Annotated in this window: 16 protein-coding genes; 10 read left to right on the forward strand and 6 right to left on the reverse strand. The window is 65.1% G+C overall.

Annotated features, from left to right (window positions below):
- Positions 1–6 precede the first annotated feature (6 nt).
- Genes AB4Y34_RS19615 through AB4Y34_RS19635 form a run of 5 tightly spaced genes read right to left on the reverse strand, consistent with a single transcriptional unit; the run spans position 7 to position 5,325 of the window.
- Positions 7–1,524 carry an efflux transporter outer membrane subunit gene (locus AB4Y34_RS19615; protein ID WP_368716917.1) on the reverse strand — a complete coding sequence of 506 codons (1,518 nt, stop codon included), beginning with the start codon at positions 1,522–1,524 and terminating at the stop codon, positions 7–9.
- 12 nt (positions 1,525–1,536) lie between these two features.
- Positions 1,537–2,652, reverse strand: a complete 1,116-nt coding sequence (locus tag AB4Y34_RS19620) for an ABC transporter permease (protein WP_176378610.1) — start codon at positions 2,650–2,652, stop codon at positions 1,537–1,539.
- A 32-nt stretch (positions 2,653–2,684) separates the two neighbouring features.
- Positions 2,685–3,671 carry an ABC transporter ATP-binding protein gene (locus tag AB4Y34_RS19625; protein ID WP_368716918.1) on the reverse strand — a complete coding sequence of 329 codons (987 nt, stop codon included), beginning with the start codon at positions 3,669–3,671 and terminating at the stop codon, positions 2,685–2,687.
- Positions 3,668–4,633 carry an HlyD family secretion protein gene (locus AB4Y34_RS19630; RefSeq protein ID WP_176378465.1) on the reverse strand — a complete coding sequence of 322 codons (966 nt, stop codon included), beginning with the start codon at positions 4,631–4,633 and terminating at the stop codon, positions 3,668–3,670. The genes AB4Y34_RS19625 and AB4Y34_RS19630 overlap by 4 nt, the downstream gene beginning before the upstream one ends.
- Positions 4,630–5,325: a TetR/AcrR family transcriptional regulator gene (locus tag AB4Y34_RS19635; RefSeq protein ID WP_368716919.1), complete on the reverse strand. Its 696-nt coding sequence runs from the start codon at positions 5,323–5,325 to the stop codon at positions 4,630–4,632. The genes AB4Y34_RS19630 and AB4Y34_RS19635 overlap by 4 nt, the downstream gene beginning before the upstream one ends.
- A 637-nt stretch (positions 5,326–5,962) precedes the next feature.
- Here AB4Y34_RS19635 and AB4Y34_RS19640 point away from each other — a divergent pair.
- From AB4Y34_RS19640 to AB4Y34_RS19660, 5 genes are all read left to right on the forward strand, one after another.
- Positions 5,963–6,613, forward strand: a complete 651-nt coding sequence (locus tag AB4Y34_RS19640; protein ID WP_368716920.1) for a glycosyltransferase — start codon at positions 5,963–5,965, stop codon at positions 6,611–6,613.
- Between the two features lie 236 nt (positions 6,614–6,849).
- Positions 6,850–8,766: a potassium transporter Kup gene (locus AB4Y34_RS19645; protein ID WP_368716921.1), complete on the forward strand. Its 1,917-nt coding sequence runs from the start codon at positions 6,850–6,852 to the stop codon at positions 8,764–8,766.
- 188 nt (positions 8,767–8,954) lie between these two features.
- On the forward strand, positions 8,955–10,442 hold the full coding sequence (locus tag AB4Y34_RS19650; protein WP_368716922.1) for an alkaline phosphatase family protein: 1,488 nt from the start codon (positions 8,955–8,957) through the stop codon (positions 10,440–10,442).
- A 334-nt stretch (positions 10,443–10,776) separates the two neighbouring features.
- Positions 10,777–12,585 carry an alpha,alpha-trehalase TreA gene (gene treA, locus AB4Y34_RS19655; protein WP_368716923.1) on the forward strand — a complete coding sequence of 603 codons (1,809 nt, stop codon included), beginning with the start codon at positions 10,777–10,779 and terminating at the stop codon, positions 12,583–12,585.
- 116 nt (positions 12,586–12,701) lie between these two features.
- On the forward strand, positions 12,702–13,997 hold the full coding sequence (locus AB4Y34_RS19660; protein WP_368716924.1) for an MFS transporter: 1,296 nt from the start codon (positions 12,702–12,704) through the stop codon (positions 13,995–13,997).
- A 176-nt stretch (positions 13,998–14,173) separates the two neighbouring features.
- On the opposite strand, the gene AB4Y34_RS19665 is transcribed toward AB4Y34_RS19660, so the two are convergent.
- Positions 14,174–14,884, reverse strand: a complete 711-nt coding sequence (locus AB4Y34_RS19665; protein ID WP_368716925.1) for a FadR/GntR family transcriptional regulator — start codon at positions 14,882–14,884, stop codon at positions 14,174–14,176.
- A 269-nt stretch (positions 14,885–15,153) separates the two neighbouring features.
- Between AB4Y34_RS19665 and AB4Y34_RS19670 the strand changes: the two genes are divergently transcribed.
- From AB4Y34_RS19670 to AB4Y34_RS19690, 5 genes are all read left to right on the forward strand, one after another.
- Positions 15,154–16,176 (forward strand): zinc-binding alcohol dehydrogenase family protein, encoded by a 1,023-nt coding sequence (locus tag AB4Y34_RS19670; RefSeq protein WP_368716954.1) that lies wholly within the window; start codon positions 15,154–15,156, stop codon positions 16,174–16,176.
- Between the two features lie 20 nt (positions 16,177–16,196).
- Positions 16,197–17,330 (forward strand): mannitol dehydrogenase family protein, encoded by a 1,134-nt coding sequence (locus AB4Y34_RS19675; RefSeq protein WP_368716926.1) that lies wholly within the window; start codon positions 16,197–16,199, stop codon positions 17,328–17,330.
- Positions 17,331–17,450: 120 nt separating this feature from the next.
- Positions 17,451–18,731, forward strand: a complete 1,281-nt coding sequence (locus AB4Y34_RS19680) for an MFS transporter (protein ID WP_176378459.1) — start codon at positions 17,451–17,453, stop codon at positions 18,729–18,731.
- 48 nt (positions 18,732–18,779) lie between these two features.
- Positions 18,780–20,327: a UxaA family hydrolase gene (locus AB4Y34_RS19685; RefSeq protein ID WP_176378458.1), complete on the forward strand. Its 1,548-nt coding sequence runs from the start codon at positions 18,780–18,782 to the stop codon at positions 20,325–20,327.
- 64 nt (positions 20,328–20,391) lie between these two features.
- A complete protein-coding gene (locus tag AB4Y34_RS19690) occupies positions 20,392–21,645 on the forward strand; it encodes an alpha-hydroxy acid oxidase (protein WP_368716927.1) in 1,254 nt (417 codons plus the stop codon).
- Positions 21,646–21,653: the final 8 nt, after the last annotated feature.

The following is a 21,653-nucleotide window of genomic DNA, read 5'->3' on the forward strand; positions in this document are numbered from 1 at the left end:
GGTAACTCAAGGCCGCGCCCCGAGCGCCTCAAACAGCGCGGCGGTATCGGCATAACGCTGCGCGGCGGCTTTGGTGCGATCGAGTCCGGTCTGCAATTGCTGGCGCTGCGTATCGAGCAGCGTCAATTGGCTGATGCCGCCCGCCGCATAACGCTGACTCGCAATACCGGCGCTGTGCTGCGCGCTGCGCTGCGCGGCATCGAGCGCCTGCAACGCAATCGCATCCTGATCGAGCGCGCGCAGCGCGTCGGCGACCTGTTGCAGTCCCTCCAGCACGGTTTGCTTGTACACGGCGAGCGCCGCCTGGTAGGCCGCCTCGGACGAATGCTTGCGCGCCAGCAGTTCACCGCCATGAAACAGCGGCTGCGTGAGACCCGCGCCGAAATTCCACACGTTGAAACCCGTCAGCAGATCGGACACGTTGACGCGTTCGGTCGCCGCGCTGCCTGACAGCGTTATACGCGGATACAGGTTCGCGGTCGCGACGCCGAGGTTCGCGCTCGCCTGATGCAACAACGCCTCGGACGCGCGAATGTCGGGCCGCTGCTGCGCGAGCGTCGACGGCAAGGTCAGCGGCAGGTCGGCGGGCAGCACGAGCGTATCGAGGTCGAGCGCGGCAAGGTCGTGCGTGGTGGCCAATTCCGCTGGCGCGCGTCCCAGATAGATCGCGAGCTGATGATCGGTCTGTGCAAGCTGCGTGCGCAACGGCGGTAACGTCGCGCGGGTCTGCTGCACGAGCGTGCGCTGACTCAGCAGATCGACCTCGGAGATGCCGCCCGCGTGATAGCGGTGTTCGGCGATATCGAGTTGCTGCATCTGATTCGCGAGCAGCGCTTCTGTGAGTGCGATCTGTCGCGCGAGCGACGCGCGCCGGATCGCCGCCGTCACCACATTGCCCGCGACCGTCAAACGCGCGGCTTCCAGCTCGTATTGCTGATAGTCGACCTGCGCGGCCACCGCTTCGAGCGCGCGGCGATCCGCGCCGAACAGATCGAGCGTGTACGACACGGTGACTTGCGCGCTGTACAGCGTGAACGGCGCAAACGCGCGGCCTTGCGTCAGCTGGCCGAAGCCCAGCGCTTCGGGATCGATCCTCTCGCGCGTAGTCGACAGGTTCGCATCGACCTGCGGCCACAGCGTGCCGCCCGCCTGCGCGCGGTAGTCCTGCTGCGCTTCGTCGAGTTTCGCGCGGGCTTGCGCGAGGGTCAGGCTGTCGTCGAGCGCCTGCTGCACCAGCGCGTTCAGCGCCGGCGAGCCGAACGCGCGCCACCAGCCGTCGCCGGGCACCTCGGTCGGCACGAAGTGTTGCGCGGCGCCGCCGGGACCATCGGCGGCGACCGTGCTTGCCGCAAGCGGCGCGGCGGTATAGCTCGACACGCCGGTCACATCGGGCCGATGGAAATCGGGGCCGACGGTGCACGCGCACAATGCCGCGCTTGCGCCGCAGGCGGCGAGCCGACGCGTGACGGATAAACAAGCCGCGCGATGAAAAACCACGTCACGAAAGCGAGGGGCGGAACGCATTGCAGGCCTTCCTCAATCGAGCGTGCGTCGATAGAACTTCACGGCAACGCCCATCACGACGAACAGAAAGATCAGCAGCGGCCACACATGCGGCCACATGTCGGCCCACCCGACGCCTTTTAGCAGGATGCCGCGCACGAGCCGGTTGAAGTAGGTGAGCGGCAACAGGTTGCCGATGTACTGCGCCCACTTCGGCATGCCCGCGAACGGGAACATGAACCCCGACAGCAGGATGTTGGGCAGAAAATAGAACATCGTCAGCTGCATGGCCTGCAACTGATTCTGCGCGAGTGACGACAACGTAATGCCGATCGTCAGATTGGCCGCGACGAACAATAGCGCGGACAGATACAGCGCGATCAGACCACCTTCGAACGGCACGTTGAACACGAAGCGAGCGGCCGCGAGAATGATGCTGACCTGCACCAGACCGATCGCCACATAAGGCACGATCTTGCCGGTCATCACTTCGAGCGGCAGGACGGGCGTAGCCAGCAGATTTTCCATCGTGCCGCGCTCGCGTTCGCGCGTGATCGCGAGGCCCGTCATCATCACCATCGTCATCGTCAGGATCACGCCCATCAGGCCCGGCACCACGTTGTACTGGGTGATGCTTTCGGGGTTGTAGAGCCGGTGCAATTGGACATCGAAAGCGGTGGGGCCGACCGCGAGCGGCGACAGCGGACCCGTGAGGTCCTTCTGCAGTACCGACTGCGTGATCGACGGCAATGCGCCGAGCGCGGTGCCCACCGCCATCGGGTCCGTCGCGTCGGCTTCGACGAGCAGCGAGGGCCGCGCGCCTTTGGCCAGCTCGCGGGTGAACCCGACCGGAATATTCAGCACGAACAGCACCTTGCCTTGCGCGAGCGCGCGGCGGCCGGACTCTTCATCGGGCAGCGTCGAGACGATGTCGAAGTAATCGGAGTTGCGCATCGCCATCAGGAAGCTGCGCGTGAACTCGCTGTGATCGGCGGCGATGACGGCGGTCGGCAGATGCTTCGGGTCGGTATTGATCGCGAAGCCGAACAGCGCCATCTGCATGATCGGCAGCACGATCATCATCGCAAACGTGATGCGGTCGCGCTTCAGCTGCAAAAACTCCTTGCGCACGATGCTCCACCAACGCATCAGCGAAAAGCGCGGAAGTCGGCGCGCGGAATTCACGATGCTTTGCCCGCGGAAGGCGTTGCATAGTTGTCGGTCGAGCGGTTCATCATGAAGATGAACACGTCCTCGAGGCCGGTTTCCTGTCTTTCGATTCGTAGCGTGGAGTTCGAGCGTTCCAACTGGTCGATGCTCGCGTGGAGTTCGGGCGTGTCGGGCCCGCTCACGTGCAGCGACGAACCGAAAGCGACCGTCTGCTCGACGCCGGGCGAGCTGCGCAGCCGGTCGCCGAGCTCGACGAGATTCTGGCCGTACACGGCCCACGTCACGAGCCCTTGCGAGTCGATCACCTGTTTGGACGTACCCTGCGCGAGCAGCTTGCCGTACGCGATATAGGCGAGCTTGTGGCAGCGTTCCGCTTCGTCCATATAGTGCGTGCTGACGAGTACCGAGATGCCGCGCGCCGCGAGGCGGTGCAGCTCTTCCCAGAAGTCGCGGCGCGCGCTCGGATCGACACCGGCGGTCGGCTCGTCGAGCAGCAGCAGTTCCGGTTCATGGAGCATGCACGCGGCCAGCGCGAGACGCTGCTTCCATCCGCCCGATAGTGCGCCGGCCAACTGCTTCTCACGGCTTTGCAGGCCAAGCTGTTCGAGCGCGCGATCCACCGCCTCGCGGCGGTTCTTCATCTCGTAGATGCGCGCGACGAAGTCGAGGTTTTCGCGGATCGACAGATCTTCCCAATAGGAGAAGCGCTGCGTCATGTAGCCGGTGCGGCGTTTGATCTGCGCGCTGTCCCGCACGATGTCGTAGCCGAGACAGGTGCCGCTGCCGGAGTCCGGCGTCAGCAGTCCGCACATCATGCGGATGCAGGTAGTCTTGCCGCTGCCGTTCGGGCCGAGAAAGCCGAAGATCTCGCCGCGCTGCACCTGCATCGTCACGTCATTGACCACGTGCTTGGTGCCGAAATGCTTGTTCAGCCCGTGCACATCGATCGCGTACACGGGGTCGCTGGCGTTGGCGGGGGGCGGCGCGGGCGCACTCATTGCAGCGTGACCGTGACGGGCTGGCCGGGCCGCAGCTTCGGCGCATCGGCGGTTTGCGGTCTGGCTTCGACCATGAACACGAGCTTCGCGCGGCTTTCGTTGCTGAAAATCACTGGCGGCGTGTACTCCGCCTGGTCCGAGATGAAGCTGAGCACGGCCGGCACATCGGCGGCGCACCCGTCGCAATGAATCGATACGCGACGGCCCGGCGCGAGCGAACCGACCACTCCCTGCGGCACGAAGAAGCGCACCTTGACGTTTTCCGGCGGCAACATGCGCACGACGGGGCTGCCCGCCGGCACCCATTCGCCGCTGCGAAACATCGTGTCGAACACGAGGCCCGCGTGCGGCGCGTGCACGCTTTTCTGATCGAGCTTCCATTGGGCCTGGCCGAGTTGGGCCTGCGCGGCGTCGACTTGCGCCTGCTGTGCGCGGATCTGCTCGATCCGTCCCGGCAGACGCGCGACGGCGAGCTGACTTTGCAACTCGCGCACGTGCGCGGCGCTCGACAGCGCGCTCGCGCGCGAGTCGTCGAGCTGGCTTTGCGCGATGCCGCCGGCGTCGAATTGCTGTTGGTCGCGGCGGAACTGGGTCGCGGCGCGCGCCGCATCGGCTTCGGCCTGCACGAGTTGCGCGCGCGTCACGTTGACTTCCGGCGGACGCTTGCCGGTTCCGAGGTCGGCGAGCTGGGCGCGGGCCGAGCGCAATTGCTCGTTGGCCTGCGCCACGGCGTCGGTTTCGTTCTGCGCTTCGAGCGCGAACAGCGGCGTGTTCTGCGCGACGGTCTGCCCGCGCGAGACCGCGAGCTCGGTCAACTGGCCCGCCTGCGAAGACGCGAGGTACAGGAACTCGCCTTCCACATAGCCTTGCCATGTGTTCGCCGGTTGTTGCGAACAGCTCCCGCACGCGATGCACAGCGCAAGCAACGCGACACGTGTGGATGAGCGGGCGGACGGAATCATGACGGCTTTCCTATCGCTCGGCGTGCGGTGGACGTCGCCCGGCTCCTTGCCCTGGCGCTGGTCTTGACCGCCGTGGTTGCGCTCATGCCCTGCGTGAGCAGTGCGACGACGTGGCGTTCGAGCGTCGCGCGATCGAACGAGCTGCGCGGATTCAGGCGCTGCCAGATCCTGGCGGTTGCCTGCGGCAGCATCACGAGCGCGAGCACCGAGTTGAACAGCAGCAACGGTTCGAGCTGCGCATTCAACTGACCCGACGCGCAACCGCGTGCGATGTTCTGACCGAACGCGGCGACCTTTTGCACGGGGATATGCGCAAACGCGCGCTCGCGCAGCAGGCCGCCTTCGTTGATGATTTCGCGCAGCCATAGCGAAGGCAGCCACGGCATGGCCTCGGTGACGTCGAACATGCGTTTGACGATGCCTTGCGTCAGCGCGAGCGGATCGTCGCGTTCGGCATCGACCGGGTCCCAGATGGCGCCGAACGCGGCGACCAGCTTTTCCTCGAACAACGCGTCGAGTAGCTTTTCGCGGGTCTGGAACCAGTAGTGCACCATCGCGGACGTCACGCCGCTCGCCGCCGCGATTTGCGCCACCGTCGTGTTGGCGATCCCGCGCTCGGCGAACAGCGCCACCGCGACATCGAGCAGATGTTCGCGTGCGTCGAAGTCCTGCGGATGAGGACGACGACCCATTCTGGAACGGGCGACTTGCGGCATGGACACCGGACTAACTGATGAGTTAGTTAGTTTTAACTGCTTGATAGTAGGACAAGTTTTGATGTGCTGAAGGAGGGGAAACCCTGGCTGAGGGTGGCCGCCGTTGTGTCGTCGATGCGGGTCAGGAAACCGCGGCCACGCAACCCAGGTACCGTCGATACCGCAATAGATATCTCCGATCAATTTTTCATCCGCAGCTTTCGCGGCGTAATAGCACTTCTAATCCCCCCGGCCTGTAAGACGCAGTAAAAGAACGGTTACTTGCTTGGTGCGCTCTCACACACAGTCGTCGAAAATGACTTCATAAAATTCCCGACGAATTAACCACCATCATGCATGTACTCGGTGTCGTGAGATGTGCACCAACAGCGGGCCTGAACATGAAGCGCTGCAGGGTATTGGTAATAAACGATTATGCGTCGATGGGCGGAGCGGAAGTTGTTTATCAGCAATCTGCGTGCGGCGTTGACCCGTCGGTCGACGACGAAAGGTCTTCTGCACGACTTGATGACGAAGTGTTACTGGCACGCAGTACGCGAGGCATTCCCTGCCACGCGGATCTTCGAGACGATCGTTTGTCCAAGCGCCTTCATGGAAGAAGCGCTGCATCGCAGTGGCATCACGAATACGAGAGTCGTTTTTTAATCCCTCTTCAGTACCGGTCGCGTTTCAGCCTTCGCGTGTTGCTGGCAAGCAGAGATTCAGGCTTGCCTTTGTCGGCAGGATTTCACAGGAAAAGGGACTCGCGGAATTTATCGAACTCGCAGAGAGCGTGAACTTTCATCGTATTGACGTATTAGGAGTCTACGGGGACGGTCCGGATCGTCGTGCGATGGAGCAGCGCTTCGCGTCGCTGATCGAGCGCGGCAAACTGGTTTTTTTCGGCAGACTGCCGCAAGAGGAATTGTTTGCGCGGATGCGGCGATTTGCCGACGCGGTCGTCGTGCCATCGTTGGGAGCCGAGAATGCGCCGCTCGTCATTATCGAGGCAGCCATGCTCGGCTTGCCTGCCCTCGTCCACGACGGCGGCAGCATGGCGACGACCGCTGACGCGGTGGGCAACAAGATCAAATTTCGGTCGGAGCCTCAGAGCCTCGAACTGGCACTGGATCGACTCGCGATACATCTGGCGGACAAGGGCAGAAGCTATTCACTCGCGGAGTATTTGCCGGAGCACTACCAGCAGCGGCTCGTGGAAATCATGGAACTCGGAGAGCACGCCGGCACGGCACCTTCGAGGCGGACGGACGAGGCGGTCTGCTGACACTTGCGCCGTTCTACCTGACGTTGAGCTGACAGTGGACGGAGCGACGGCGTCGGCCAGATGCGTGACTGCTGCGCAAAGCGCATTTTCGCCGGAAATTTCTATACTTCTCTAGCGCACTGGCACGATCCAGTGCGCACGACCAAGACGAATTCACGTCAACGAAACGAAAGAATCGAAGCGAACCCGCGGCTCGGCCATCACGGCTCACGCGCGATTCGTAGGAGGAGGGAGACATGGCACATTCCGCAACCGCCGCGTCGGGGAAGGAAGGCCACGGCGACGCCTCACCGGCTCTTCCAGCGCTCGCGCTGGCCGCGCTCGGCGTGGTCTATGGCGACATCGGCACGAGCCCGCTCTATACGCTCGCCACCGTGTTCGATCCCGCCAACGGTCTCACGCTCAATGCTTTCAATATCGTCGGCATCGTTTCGCTGATTTTCTGGTCGCTGATGATCGTCGTTTCGCTGAAGTACGTCGTCCTGATCCTGCGGGCGAATAATCACGGCGAAGGCGGGATCATGGCGTTGCTCGCGCTCGCGGCGTCGTCGGTCGCGTCGCGGCCGCGCTTGCGTCGCGGGCTCCTCGTGGTGGGGGTGATGGGCGCGGCGCTGTTCTTCGGCGATAGCGTGATCACGCCGGCCATATCCGTGCTGAGCGCCGTGGAAGGGCTCGAAGTCGTCGAGCCCGGGCTCAAGACCTATGTGGTTCCGGTGACACTCGCCGCGCTGATCGTCCTGTTCGTCACGCAAAAGCACGGCACGGGCGGCATCGGCGCCGTGTTCGGGCCAGTGATGGTGCTCTGGTTCGTCGTGATCGGCGCGGCGGGCGTCGCGAACATCATAGCCACGCCGGTCGTGCTGTACGCGCTCAATCCGCTGGAAGGTTTCCGCCTGGTCATGCATCACCGCTGGCTGGCGTTCGTCGCGCTCGGCGCGGTGGTGCTGTCGCTGACGGGCGCCGAGGCGCTCTACGCCGACATGGGCCATTTCGGTAAGCGGCCCATCCGTGTTACGTGGTTCGGCGTCGTTTTTCCCGCGCTCGCGCTGAACTATCTGGGCCAGGGCGCGCTGCTGCTGGCGAACCCGGGCGCGGTGCAAAACCCGTTCTACCGACTGTTCCCGCAGTGGGCCATCGTGCCGATGATCGTGCTGGCGACGATCGCCACCGTGATCGCGTCGCAAGCCGTTATTTCGGGTACCTATTCGATGACGATGCAGGCCATGCAGCTTTCCTTCCTGCCGCGCATGAACATCGTACATACGTCGGAGCGCGAGATCGGGCAAATCTACGTGCCCGGCATCAACTGGATTCTGCTGATCGCCGTGGTCGCGGCGGTGTTGGGCTTCCGCTCGTCCACGGCGCTCGGGGCCGCGTATGGCATCGCCGTGACCGGTACGATGCTGATCACCACGTTCCTGACGTTCTTCGTCGTGCGTTACGCGTGGCGCTACAACTGGCTGCTGTGCGTGCTCTCCACCTCGTTCTTCTTCGTGATCGACGCACTGTTCTTCTCGGCGAATCTGCTCAAGATCGTCGATGGCGGCTGGTTCCCGCTCGTGGTCGGCGCGATCATGTTCACGATCATGGCGACGTGGGGACGCGGCTGGGAGATGATGCTGGCCGAAGCGCGCGCGCGGGCGGGAAAGACGCCGCTCAAACAGTACCTCACCGCGCTGCTCGAAAGTTCGCCGACGCGTGTGGGCGGCACGGCGATCTTCCTGACGCCGGACGCCGAAGCGGTGCCGCACGCGCTCGTCAACAACCTGCGGCACAACCGTGTGCTGCATGAGCGCACGGTCTTCCTGAGCGTAATCACGAAAAGCGTGCCGAGGGTGGCCGACAGCGAGCGCGTGCAGATCAGGCCGCTGTGCGCGGGTTGCTGGCACGCAACGGTGAATTACGGCTTCAAGGACGAAGTGGACTTGCCGCGCACGCTGGCCGCCTACAAGTCGCCGGAACTCACGTTCAACCTGGACGACACATCCTGGTTCCTGAGCCGCGCGGCTGTCGTGCCCAAACGCGTCCACGGCATGGCGCTATGGCGCGAGCGGCTGTTCGCGGTGATGCTGCACAACGTGGGCAATATCGCGGCTTTCTTCAAATTGCCGGCCAATCGGGTGATCGAAGTCGGCGCGCGCGTGGAGATCTAGGCGGACAAGGCCTCATCTGCCTTTGAAGTCATTCGTTGGACATCGCCACTTCGCAACGGCCCGCCAATCCCTCGGGTTCGAAACTTGCTGCCAACGGCCAACCGCCGCTCCAATCGGCGCGCGCGTGTTGCTTCGCGGCAGGCAGGCATGGACGAATGCCCGCGCCGCAGCCAATCAGGAGGCGTGTGATGGGCGACGAGACTCACAAGACTCATGCACACGACCGCCGCCGCTTTCTTGCTGGCGTAGCCGCGGTGGCCGGCAGCGTTGCGCTATCGGGTTGCGGTGGCGGATCGGGCGGAGACGACTTAACGCGCGGAGGAGGCGGCGACCCCGCGCCCTCGATTACCGACATTCCGGCGCCCAACGCGGCCGACCGCTATAGCCTGCCGCGCCCGGCGTTGCCCGCGCCGGCCAGCTCGGGCATCGACTTCATCGTGCTGGTCACGATGGAAAATCGTTCGTTCGACCATTTCCTCGGCTGGGTGCCGGGCGCCGAGGGCATGCCCGCGAACCGGCAATTCAAGGACGCGTTCGGCGCGACGCAAACGCCGTTTTCGCTCGCGGCGAATGCCGCGTACGGCTATCAGGCGTGCGCCTTCCTGGACCCCAATCACAGCTTTTCGGGGGCACGCACGCAACTGGCATCGGGTGCGATGAATGGCTGGCTGCTCACGCCGGGCACGAGCCTGAGCCGGGGCGACCTGCTGCCTATCGGCTTCTACACGCAGGCCGACCTGCAATTTTTCAACGCCGTGGCCAGCAGTTACACGATCGGCGACTTTTACTTCAGCGGCATCCTCACCAGCACGTTTCCCAATCGCCTCTATCTGCACAGCGGCGCAACGGACCGGCTCGACGACAGCGCCGACACGTCGTCGCTCGCGACGATCTGGGACAAGCTGAGCGACGCCGATGTCGACGCTCGCTACTACTACCACGACGTGCCGATCACGGCGCTTTATGGCACACGGTATGTCGGCATTTCGCGCCCGTTTGCGGATTTCCTCGTGAATGCCGCGGCGGGGACGCTGCCGCCATTCTGCATGGTCGATCCGTCATTTACGGGCGAGCCGGAAGGCGTTTCCTCCGACGATCATCCACATGCCGACATCCGCGACGGCGAGGCGTTTCTCGCGCAGGTCTACGAGGCGCTGCGCACGAGCCCGACGTGGAGCCGCACGCTGATGATCGTCGTCTACGACGAATGGGGCGGGTTTCTCGAGCACGTGGTGCCGCCCACCAGGCCGATCAGCAACAACGAGCTCACGCTCGGCAACGACGGCAAGCTCGGCTTTCGCGTGCCGCTCGCGCTGCTGGGCCCCCGCGTGCGCGCGGGTTCGATCACGCGCTATCCGTTCGACCCCAGCTCGATTCACGCGCTATTGCAATGGCGCTTCGGCTTGCAGCCGCTCGGCGTGCGCGGCGGCGATCGGGCGACCTTCAATCTCGCTTACGCGCTCGATTTCAACGGCGCGCCCCGCACCGACGCTCCCGCGTTCACGGTCGTCCAGGGGCCGTTCGGCGGAACCTGCCTGGGGGCGGTCGTGCCTTCGCCGTCGAGTTCCCTATCGGCGGTCGATCAGTCGCAAAAGCGGGCGATCAACCCGACGGCGGACCGCTTCGCGAATCTTCGCGCGAAGGCGGCGTCATTAGGATTCGCGACCGGAGGCTAACGGCGGTTTCCGCCTAGAATGAGCGGGCCGCAAGCCGGCGCCGGACCGCGCGGCCCGATGAAGGCTCATGCTTCGAGCGCAGTTCGGTAAGGACCTGGTTAGCACTCGGTAAAGAGCGCTTGCGCGCGACATCGTTTTGCGAAGCGGGCCCCGCATTTGCTAGCGAGACCCTCTCGAAGCCCCGCGGTAGCGTGCAGCATAGGATCGGCACGCGCGGCGGGCCGCCTACGTCGACGTCACCGCGTCGTCCTCAACGGGTCCGCCGATGCCATTTCGTTCCGATCTTCCCGTTTGGTCTTCCCGCGAGCGGCCGTACCGCTGCGTTCTAGCCTCCGTGGCCACCGCGCTGGCGCTCGCCGCAAGCAGCAGCGTCACCGCGCAATCCGCGCCGACGGTCGCGCCGACCCAGCCGGCCGTGCCGGTCCTTACGCTGCCCGCATCGGCTGGCGCTGCGAATGCCGGGAGCAGCGCCGCGGCCGGGCGCGTTGGCAACACGGATCACGCGCAGCCGTCGCCGGTCGTGCCGACGCCGCCATCCGAGCTGTATGGCGAGCTGTATCGCGACGTCGAACTAGCGCATCTGTACCCGGACAGCAAGACGTTCGCCGACATGTCGCCAAACGAGCCGCCTCCGCAAGTCATCGCCGACTACGACAGCCAGCGCGCTCAGCCGCGCTTCGACCTGAAGCAATTCGTCGAACAGCGCTTCACGCTGCCTGCTCGCGAGCCGAAGCGCTATGTGTCCGATCCGAACGAAAGCGTCACCGCGCACATCGATACGCTGTGGAGCGTGCTGCGCCGCGAACCGGATGCGAGCGCCAGCCCGTACGCTTCGCTGTTGCCGCTACCGTCGTCGTACATCGTGCCGGGCGACCGCTTCGACGAGATCTACTACTGGGACTCGTACTTCATTCTGCTGGGGCTCGACGCGAGCGGCCAGCGCGCGCTCGTCGACGACGAGCTGAACAACTTCTCGACGTTGATCGACCGCTATGGCCATATCCCCAACGGCAATCGCACGTATTACCTGAGCCGTTCGCAGCCGCCGTTCTTCGCGCAGATGGTGCAGCTCGTCGCGCGCAAAGAGGGCGATCAGGTCTACGCCCGCTATCTGCCCGAGCTGCGCCGTGAATACGCGTACTGGATGGCGGGCAGCGATCATCTGTCGCCCGGCAACGCGGCGCGCCATCTGGTGCGCCTCGCCGACGGCACGCTGCTCAATCGCTACTGGGACGAGCGCGCGGCGCCGCGCGACGAGTCGTACCGCGAGGATGTGATGACGGCGCAGCAGATACCGCAACGCGACGCGCAGGATTTGTGGCGCAACCTGCGCGCGGGCGGCGAAACCGGCTGGGATTTCAGTTCGCGCTGGTTCGCCGACGGCAGGACGCTCGCGACCATCGACGTGACCTCGCTCGTGCCAGTGGACCTGAACTGCCTGATGGTGGAGCTCGAACGCGCGCTCGCGAAAGCCTACCGGGTGACCGGCGACGCAGGCCACGCGGAGAATCTCGAACTACGCGCCCGCGTGCGAGCCGATGCGATCCGCCGGATGCTGTGGGACCCGCAACTGCACGCTTTCGCCGACTACGACTTCGTGCACCGCACGCTCACGCACCGGCTGACTGCCGCGACCGTGTACCCGCTTTACACCGGCGTCGCGACACGCAACGACGCGCGCGAAGTGGCGCAGACGATCCGGCGGGATCTGCTGCGCCCGGGCGGTCTCGCGACGACGCGGACCGATACCGGACAGCAGTGGGACGAACCGAACGGCTGGGCGCCGCTGCAGTACCTCGCGGTGATCGGGCTGCGCCGCTACAGCGAGCCGGAGCTAGCGCGTGATATCGCGACCCGCTGGATTCGCACCAACGTCGCGTACTACCAGCGCACCGGCAAGCTGGTCGAGAAGTACGACGTCGACGCGAGCGACAAGTCGGCGGGCGGCGGCGAGTATCCGCTACAGGACGGCTTTGGCTGGACCAATGGTGTGCTGCGCGTGCTGATGCAGCTCTATCCGGATGCGGTGAGTTCGACGAAGCCGGCCGATCTGCCGGGCGGCGCGGCGGGGGTGTCGGATGCGGCGGCATCGGCGGCGGCCGCGCCGCAGACGTCGCACAGCGCGTCGCCCGCGGGCCACTAGTCGGAAGAGGTAGTAGCGATACCAGGATGATGGGTTGACTGCCTGACGGCGACGCAGCCCGTTAGCATGCTTCGGATAGCTCGAACGGCCCCCTAGTCACCTGGAAAGTCTCGAAGATGAATCGCAAGCTCGACGTACCAACGGCCGAACCGGTGCCGCCGCAGGCGCAGGCGACGGCGGCGGCCAAGGCCGCCCCGCCGGCCGCCGATGAAGCCGCCGCGCATTGGCAGCGCAACCTGTGCGTGTGCGTGTTCGGCTCGTTCACGACCATCGTCGCGATGACGGTGCTGCTGCCGTTCCTGCCGCTTTACGTCGAGCAACTCGGCGTGCAGGATCATGCGGCGATCGTGCAGTGGTCCGGCGCCGCGTTCGGCGCGACGTTTTTCAGCGCCGCGCTCGTCGCGCCGCTGTGGGGCAAGCTCGCGGACCTCTACGGCCGCAAGCTGATGCTGATCCGCTCGAGCCTCGGCATGGCGGTCGCGATGTCGCTGATCGGCATGGCGCACTCGGCCTGGCAACTGGTCGCGTTGCGGCTGCTCGCCGGGCTGCTCGGCGGCTATGCGTCGGGCTCGATGATCCTCGTCGCGACGCAGACGCCGAAGGCGCGTTCGGGCTGGGCGCTCGGGGTGCTGTCGTCGGGGATCATGGCGGGCAATCTGGTCGGCCCGCTGCTCGGCGGCTTCCTGCCGCCGCTGATCGGCATCCGCGCGACCTTCTGGGCCTCGGGCGCGGCGATCTTCGTCGCCTTTCTCGCGACCGCGTTTCTGATTCGCGAGCAGCCGGTCCGCAAGCGCGCGGACAGCGCGTCGAAGAAGGGCGCGTGGGCCTGGGTCGACGACAAGCGGGCGGCCATCGCGATGCTTGCCACCGGCCTGCTGCTGATGGTCGCGAACATGTCGATCGAACCGATCATCACCGTCTACGTCGCCCATCTCACGAAGCCTCAAAGCGTGACGATGGTCGCGGGCTTCGTCATGTCGGGCGCGGCGCTCGGCAGCGTGATCTCGTCGTCGCGTCTCGGCAGGTTCGCGGATCGCGTCGGGCATTGGAACGTGATCGTCGGCTGCCTCGCGGTCTCGGCGGTGTTGCTCGTGCCGCAGGCGTTCGTCACCGCGAGCTGGCAGTTGATCGTGCTGCGTTTCCTGATGGGCATTGCACTCGGCGGCCTGTTGCCGTGCATCGCGAGCGTGATCCGGCACAACGTGCCGGCGAGCGTGACGGGCGCGATTCTCGGCTACTCGGTGTCGTCGCAGTACGCGGGGCAGGTGGCCGGTCCGCTGCTGGGCGGTTTCGTCGGCGGCCACGTCGGCATGCGCGCGGTGTTTCTCGGCACCAGCGTGCTGATGGCGCTCGGCGCGCTCGCGAACTGGCGCGTGAAATCGCGCAGCGTACGGTCCGAGGCGGCGCGCTGATACGAGCCGCGTCGACGCTCGGCACGTTTGCGATTGCGGCGCAAACAAGCGGATTGAGTAGATGGGAAAACCAATCGTTGACGACGAACCGTTCATGAGGCGTTTCTCAGACTCGGTTGTTCCTTGATCTGCTGGAACACGCTCAAGCGTGCCCAGAAGTCTTTATGAAACCGTTTCTAAGTCGTCCGCTGTCCCCCCGTGATCACCCGCTCCAACGACAGCTTCAAGTGGCGCTGCATCGCCGCCTGCGCCTGCAGCGGATCGTGCGCTTCCAGCGCTTCCAGAATCACCAGATGTTCTTCGGGCACGGCGCCCCACGTCGTTTCGTTTTCGAAGTGGCCACGCAGCTTTTCCGACAGCGGACTATGTCGCGCATCGAATAGCGAGCTGACGGTGCGCACCAGCACTTCGTTGCCGGACATCTGCGCGATCGCCAGATGGAACGCGCGATCGGCGGCGACCGGAATTCTGCCCGCCTTCACTTCGCGCTCCATCTCGTTGTAGATCGCGCGCAGCATCTTCAGGTCTTTCGGTTTGCAGAACGGTGCGACGCTCGCAATGATCGAGCCTTCGATCAGGCAGCGCGCGCCGAGGATGTCGAGCAGGCTATCGCCGAGTTCGGCCTGCGACAGCGACGCATCACTTGGCGCGGACGGCGTCGCGCACAGATAGACGCCCGAGCCCATGCGAATCTCGACGAGGCCTTCCAGTTCCAGCGCGACCAGCGCCTCGCGCACCGACGGCCGCGATACGCCGAGCGTTTCCGCCAGCGCGCGCTCGGGCGGCAGGCGGCCGTTCGGCGCGAACTCCGGCTGAGCGATCAGATCGCGCAATTTTTCCGCGATCTGAAGGTACAGACGGCGCGTGTCGGCAGGTTTGGTGTTCACGAAACGTTTCCCGGCAATGGAGCTTGTGCAATCCCGATAAGGCGAGCGCCGATTGTAGATCGAAGCGCCCGGCGCGCAAATCGCGCGCGCTCGGCTGCGCGCTGACAGCGTTCGGGGTTTCCCCCAACATCGTGCAAATTGGCTTGACCAGTATCGCATGTGCCGTTACTTTTGCAAATTGGTAAGGCCAGATCGACGCCAAGTAGACGCCAGGCGAGCAGCCCTGCGGGCCGCTCCGCTCCCGATACCCGATCAATTCCTCCATGACGATGAAGACAGTCATTTGCGAACAACCCGGCCAGCTCGCGCTCACCGAACGCGCGATGCCGAACGCCGGCCCTGACGATGTGCTGATCCGCATCCGCCGAGTCGGCATCTGCGGCACCGACTTCCATATCTTCACCGGCAATCAGCCGTATCTGTCGTATCCGCGCGTGATGGGGCACGAGCTTGCCGGCATCGTCGAAGCGGCGCCGGCCGGCGCGCGCGTCGCGGCCGGCGACCAGGTGTACGTGATGCCGTATCTGTCGTGCGGGCGCTGCGTGGCCTGCCGCGCGGGCAAGGGCAACTGCTGCGTGAACATCCGCGTGCTCGGCGTCCATACCGACGGCGGCATGACCGAGTACCTCGCGGTGCCGCAGGCGTTCGTCTTCAAGGCCGACGGCGTGACGCTCGACCAAGCCGCGATGCTCGAGTTCCTGGCTATCGGCGCACACGCGGTCGCGCGCGCCGACGTGCAAGCCGGGCAGCGTGCGCTGGTAGTCGGGGCTGGGCCGATCGGCATGGCCGTGACGATCTTCGCGAAACTGCGCGGCGCCGAGGTCAGCGTGCTCGACGGCCGCGCGGACCGCCTGTCCGTTTGTGCCGGCGCATTGCAGGCCGATCACACGGTGCTGCTCGACACCACCGACGCCGCGACCGATGCCGCCCAACTCGCCGCGCTGACCGATAACGAGTTCTTCGACGTGGTATTCGACGCGACCGGCAACGTGAAGGCGATGGAGCGCGGGCTGCAGTTCGTCGCGCACGGCGGCAAGTACGTGCTGGTGTCGATCGTCAGCCAGCGCATTTCGTTTGCCGATCCCGAGTTCCACAAGCGCGAGACGACCTTGCTCGCGAGCCGCAACGCGACCGTCGCCGACTTCGAAACGGTGCTCGAAGCGATGCGCGCCGGCAAGATTCCGACGGCCGCGCTCAATACCCACGTGGTCGAGCTCGCCAATCTGCCGGGCGAATTCCCCAAGCTGCTGAAACCGGATGCCGGCGTCATCAAGGCGCTGGTGGCCTGTTGAGCGAGCGGGGAAAACGGACGATGCGCAACCCGATTCTTCAATTCGGCACGAGTCGCTTTCTGCAGGCGCACGCGGATCTGTTCGTATCGGCGGCGCTCGACTCGGGCCGCGCGCTGGGGCACGTGAGCGTCGTGCAGACGACGGCCAATCCCGAGAGCCTCGCGCGCATCGACGCGTTGCGCGCGCACCGGCTGTACGAGGTGCGCATTCGCGGTCTGCGTCGCGAAGCGGTGATCGATACGACCACGCAATGTCATGCGATCAGCGAGGCATTGAACGCGAATACCGATTGGCCAACAGTGGTGGAGCGCTTCGCGCACGACGCGCGCGTGGTGATCTCGAACACCGGCGACCGAGGCTACGAGTGTTTCGCCGACGACACCGCCGAGCTATTGCGCGACGACAAGAGCGTGCCGCGCGGATTCGCGGCGAAGCTCGTAGTGCTGCTGCACGCGCGCTTCAAAGCCGGCGCCGCGCCGCTGACGCTGCTGCCATGCGAACTCGTATCGGGCAACGGCGACACGCTGCGTGGCCTCGTCGCCGATATCGCGCGCGACTGGGGCGGCGGGACCGAGTTCCTGCGCTACATCGAGCACACCTGCATCTGGGTCAATTCGCTGGTGGACCGCATCGTGTCGGAGCCGATCCGGCCGGTTGGCGCGGTTGCCGAACCCTACGCGTTGTGGGCGATCGAGCGGCGTGCCGGCATGGTGCTGCCGTGCGAGCACGAAGCGATGATCGTCACCGACGATCTGTTGCACTACGAACGCCTGAAGCTGCTGCTGCTGAATCTCGGGCATACGTGGCTCGCCGAGCGCTGGCAGGCCGACGCGCGCGATCCCGACGAGAACGTGCTGCACGCGATGCGCGATCCGCTGTTGCGCGCCGATCTCGAATCGCTGTGGCGCGACGAGGTACTGCCGGTCTTCGATGCGCTCGGTCAGGGCAGCGACGCGCGCGCCTATCTCGACGACGTGCGCGAGCGGTTCGAAAACCCGTTCCTCGATCATCGCCTCGCCGACATCGCGCGCAATCATGAGCAAAAGAAACAGCGGCGCTTCAAGCCGGTGATCGAACTCGCCCGCGAGCTCGGCGTGCGTGTCGAGCAACCGCGTCTGAACGCGGCGCTTGCCGCGTGCGTGCAACGCGGCTAAAGGCGCGGGCCGCAAATCCGCAGTAAATCGGGTCGTCGACCCTGCAGTACACCAGCGGCTCACGAGGTCGCAAGGTTCATCCAAACATAGGCTTAGCCTGGGCCAGGAGGAGACGGTTTCATGAAGAAGATGCGTTGGGTAGTAATTTTTCTGTGCTTTCTCGCGATCGCAGTGAACTACATCGATCGTGCGAATCTCGCGGTCGCCGCGCCGCAAATCGAAAAGGCGCTCGGCATCGGCCCCGCCGAGATGGGCTTCATCCTGAGCGGCTTCTTCTGGACCTACGCGTTCATGCAGATGCCGTTCGGCTGGTTCGTCGATCGCGTCGGCGCGCGCATCGCGCTGCCGCTCGCGGTCGGCTGGTGGTCGGTGTTTACCGCGGCCACCGCGGTCACGACCAGCGTCGCGGGCATGTTCGGCTGCCGCCTGTTGCTCGGCGTCGGCGAGGCGGGCGCGTATCCGTCCTGCACGAAGCTCGTGAGCCAATGGTTCCAGCCCAAGGAACGTGCGCTCGCGACGAGCATCTTCGATAGCGGCTCGCGGGTCGGCTCCGCGCTGTCGATTCCCGTGGTTGCGCTGATCATCAGCACGCTCGGCTGGAAGGCGGCTTTTGTCCTCACCGGCTTGCTCGGCGCGGTCTGGATCGTCGGCTGGTTCGTGATCTATCGCAATCCTGTGCAAGACGAGATGGCCGTCGCACTCGAGGCTACTCCCGCGGCTCAGGTAAGCGCGGAGAAGGTGACATGGGCGTCGCTGTTTCGCCACCGCACGCTGTGGGGCATGATGCTCGGCTTCTTCTGCCTGAACTTCGTGATCTATTTCTTCATTACGTGGTTTCCGAGCTACCTCGTGGAGACCCGTGGCTTCTCGCTCAAATCGCTCGGCACGCTCGGCATGATTCCGGCGTTGATCGCGATTCCGGGCGGCTGGTTCGGCGGCTTCGTGTCCGACGCGCTGTTCCGGCGAGGTTGGAGCCTGACGGCCGCGCGCAAGACCTGCATGGTCGGCGGCATGCTGTTGTCGTCGGTGATCACGCTGTCGGCGTTCACGGAGAACACGTATCTGATGCTCGCGTTCTTCGGCATCGCCTATGGCAGCCTCGCGTTCGCCGCGGCGAGCATCTGGTCGCTGCCAGGCGACGTCGCGCCGACGCCGGGTCATGTCGCGTCGATCGGCGGGATTCAGAACTTCGCATCGAATCTGGCGGGGATCGTGATCACGACGTTCACCGGCGTGATGGTGGCGATGTCGAAAGGCTCGTTCACGATTCCGCTCGTCGTCGCGGGCGGCTTCTGCTTTCTTGGCGCGTTCAGCTATCTTTTCATCGTGGGACGCATCGAGCCGCTGTCGCTGGAATCGGACAGCCGCGATCTGCCCAAGGGCGTGGGCTCCACGATCTGACGTATTCTGTTCGAACGCTTACGGATAACCCTGTCTTCGAGGCTTTTCATGTCGACTCAAGCTAGCGGCGCGTGCCCGATCATTCGCCTGCATCCCGCCGACGACGTCATCATCGCGACCCGGCAGTTGTTGCCGGGCACGCGCATCGACGCGGAACAACTGGTCGTCGCCGGGCTGATTCCACCGGGACACAAGATCGCGACGCGCGACATCGCGCAGGGCGAGCCGGTCAAGCGCTACAACCAGATCATCGGCGTAGCGCGTGAAGCGATCGCGCGCGGCCAGCATGTTCATACGCACAATCTCGGCATGTCCGAGTTCGCGCGCGAGCACGCGTTCGGCGCCGATGCGCAGCCGACCGTCTACGTCGCTGAACCCGCGCATTTCATGGGGATTCGTCGCGACGACGGCCGCATCGCGACGCGCAATTACATCGGCATTCTGACCAGTGTGAACTGCTCGGCGACGGTTGCGCGCGCGATTGCCGATCATTTCCGGCGCGACGTGCGTCCCGACGCGCTCGCCGACTATCCGAACGTCGACGGTGTAATCGCCTTGACGCACGGGCTCGGCTGCGGCATCGACATGCAAGGCGAGGGCATTGCGATCCTGCGTCGTACGCTCGCCGGTTATGCGGTGCATCCGAACTTCGCGTCGGTGCTGTTCGTCGGGTTGGGCTGCGAGACGAATCAGATCGACGGTGTGCTCGCGGCGGGCGGCCTCGACGCCAGTTCGACGAAGCTGCGCAGCTTCACGATCCAGGACAGCGGCGGCACGCGCAAGACGATCGAACGCGGTATCGCGATGGTGCGCGAGATGCTCGCCGACGCGAACCGCGTGCAGCGCGTGCCGGTACCGGCTGCGCATCTATGCGTCGGTCTGCAATGCGGCGGCTCGGACGGCTACTCGGGCATCTCCGCGAATCCGGCGCTCGGCGCCGCGGTCGATCGGCTCGTGCGGCATGGCGGCACCGCGATTCTGTCGGAAACGCCGGAAATCTATGGCGCCGAGCATCTGCTGACGCGCCGCGCGGTGAGCGCCGCGGTCGGCGACAAACTGCTCGCGCGCATCGCATGGTGGCAGGACTATTGCGCGCGCAATGGCGGCGCGATGGACAACAATCCATCGGCGGGCAACAAGGTGGGCGGTCTGACGACGATCCTCGAAAAATCGCTCGGCGCGGTCGCGAAGGGCGGCACGACGAATCTGGTCGACGTCTACGAATACGCGCAGCCGATCGCCGCGAAGGGCTTCGTGTTCATGGATTCGCCCGGCTACGACCCGGTGTCCGCGACCGGACAGGTCGCCTCGGGCGCGAACCTGATCTGCTTCACGACCGGGCGCGGCTCCGCTTACGGCTGTGCGCCGTCGCCGTCGTTGAAGCTGGCGACCAACACCGCGTTGTGGGAGCGCCAGCAGGACGACATCGATATCAATTGCGGCGGAGTGATCGACGGCAGCGCGAGCATCGACGAACTCGGCGAAGCGATCTTCCGCATGATGCTCGACTGCGCTTCCGGTACGCGCACCAAGAGCGAGCTGCACGGCTACGGGCAGAGCGAGTTCGTGCCGTGGCAGGTCGGCGTGGTGACCTGAACGGCTGCGCAGCGACACAACCAACAATCAAATAGACGAGTCAATCACGCACTGGAGGATGCAATTGGAACGCCGCCTTTATTCAGGCCGCGACGTGAAGCGCGCGCACAGCATCGATGATCTGCGCGCGATGGCCCGCAAGCGTCTGCCGAATTTCTGTTTCGAGTATGTGGAGGGCGGCGCCGAAGACGAAGCGACACTGCGGCGCAACCGCGACGTGTTCCGCGAAATCGCTTTTCTGCCGCGCACGCTGGTGAACGTCGAAAAGCGCAATCAGAGCGTGACGCTGTTCGGCGAGCGCAGCGCGTCACCGTTCATGATCGGCCCGACCGGCTATAGCGGCCTGATGTTTCGCGAAGGCGACGTCAAGCTGGCCAGCGCGGCGGCAGCGGCCGGCATTCCGTTCGTGCTGAGCAACGTGTCGACGGTCTCGCTGGAGGACGTCGTGCGGCGCGCGGGCGGTCGCGTGTGGATGCAGGTCTATATGTACCGCACGCGCGAATCTCTGGCGAAACTGGCGCAGCGCGCGAAGGCCGCGGGCATCGAGGCGCTGGTCGTCACGACCGACAGCGCGGTGTTCGGCAAACGCGAATGGGACCTGCGCAACTACATCGAGCCGCTGAAGCTCGACTGGCGCAACAAGTTCGACGTGCTGCGCCATCCGGGCTGGATGGCCAACGTGCTGTGGCCGAACGGCATGCCGCGCTTCGCCAATCTCGGCGACCTGCTGCCGCCGGGGCAGGACAGCGTGAAGGGCGCGACGATCACACTGGGCCGGGAACTCGACCCGTCGTTGTCGTGGGACGATATCCGCTGGCTGCGCGATCTGTGGCCGCGTCGGCTGATCGTCAAAGGCGTGCTGGGTGCGCCGGATGCGCTGAAGGCGCTGGAGGCCGGCGTCGACGGCATCGTGCTGTCGAACCACGGTGGGCGGCAGCTCGACAGCGCGGTATCGGCGATGGACGTGCTGCCCGAAGTCGTCGAGCAGGTTGGGGGTAAGCTGTGCGTGATGCTCGACGGCGGATTTCGCCGCGGCTCCGAGATCCTGAAGGCGGTCGCGCTGGGCGCCGATGCGGTATTGCTCGGACGCGCGACCACCTATGGTCTGAGCGCGGGCGGTCAGCCGGGCGCCGAGCGGGCTATTGAGATTCTGCAGACCGAGATCGACCGGGCGCTCGGCTTGCTCGGTTGCTGCGATATCGCCGGGCTCGACCGTAGTTATCTGCGTTGGCCAGGGCAGCAGGCGCCGCTGTCGCGCGTGCACTCGCAAACGCAGACCCAAACGGTGCAGGCGCGCGCAGCGGCTCTGTCCGCCTGACGAACTGG

It is taken from the genome of Paraburkholderia sp. BR10954, from assembly GCF_040965775.1.
GTDB classification, from domain to species: Bacteria; Pseudomonadota; Gammaproteobacteria; order Burkholderiales; family Burkholderiaceae; genus Paraburkholderia; species Paraburkholderia youngii.

Coding starts and splice junctions, on each gene's coding strand:
- AB4Y34_RS19650 (WP_368716922.1), top strand. CDS start 8,955: ATGGGCGACGAGACTCACAAGACTCATGCACACGACCGCCGCCGCTTT.
- AB4Y34_RS19630 (WP_176378465.1), bottom strand. CDS start 4,633: ATGATTCCGTCCGCCCGCTCATCCACACGTGTCGCGTTGCTTGCGCTG.
- AB4Y34_RS19635 (WP_368716919.1), bottom strand. CDS start 5,325: ATGGGTCGTCGTCCTCATCCGCAGGACTTCGACGCACGCGAACATCTG.
- AB4Y34_RS19685 (WP_176378458.1), top strand. CDS start 18,780: ATGTCGACTCAAGCTAGCGGCGCGTGCCCGATCATTCGCCTGCATCCC.
- AB4Y34_RS19625 (WP_368716918.1), bottom strand. CDS start 3,671: ATGAGTGCGCCCGCGCCGCCCCCCGCCAACGCCAGCGACCCCGTGTAC.
- AB4Y34_RS19645 (WP_368716921.1), top strand. CDS start 6,850: ATGGCACATTCCGCAACCGCCGCGTCGGGGAAGGAAGGCCACGGCGAC.
- AB4Y34_RS19680 (WP_176378459.1), top strand. CDS start 17,451: ATGAAGAAGATGCGTTGGGTAGTAATTTTTCTGTGCTTTCTCGCGATC.
- AB4Y34_RS19615 (WP_368716917.1), bottom strand. CDS start 1,524: ATGCGTTCCGCCCCTCGCTTTCGTGACGTGGTTTTTCATCGCGCGGCT.
- AB4Y34_RS19675 (WP_368716926.1), top strand. CDS start 16,197: ATGCGCAACCCGATTCTTCAATTCGGCACGAGTCGCTTTCTGCAGGCG.
- AB4Y34_RS19620 (WP_176378610.1), bottom strand. CDS start 2,652: ATGCGTTGGTGGAGCATCGTGCGCAAGGAGTTTTTGCAGCTGAAGCGC.
- AB4Y34_RS19670 (WP_368716954.1), top strand. CDS start 15,154: ATGAAGACAGTCATTTGCGAACAACCCGGCCAGCTCGCGCTCACCGAA.
- AB4Y34_RS19660 (WP_368716924.1), top strand. CDS start 12,702: ATGAATCGCAAGCTCGACGTACCAACGGCCGAACCGGTGCCGCCGCAG.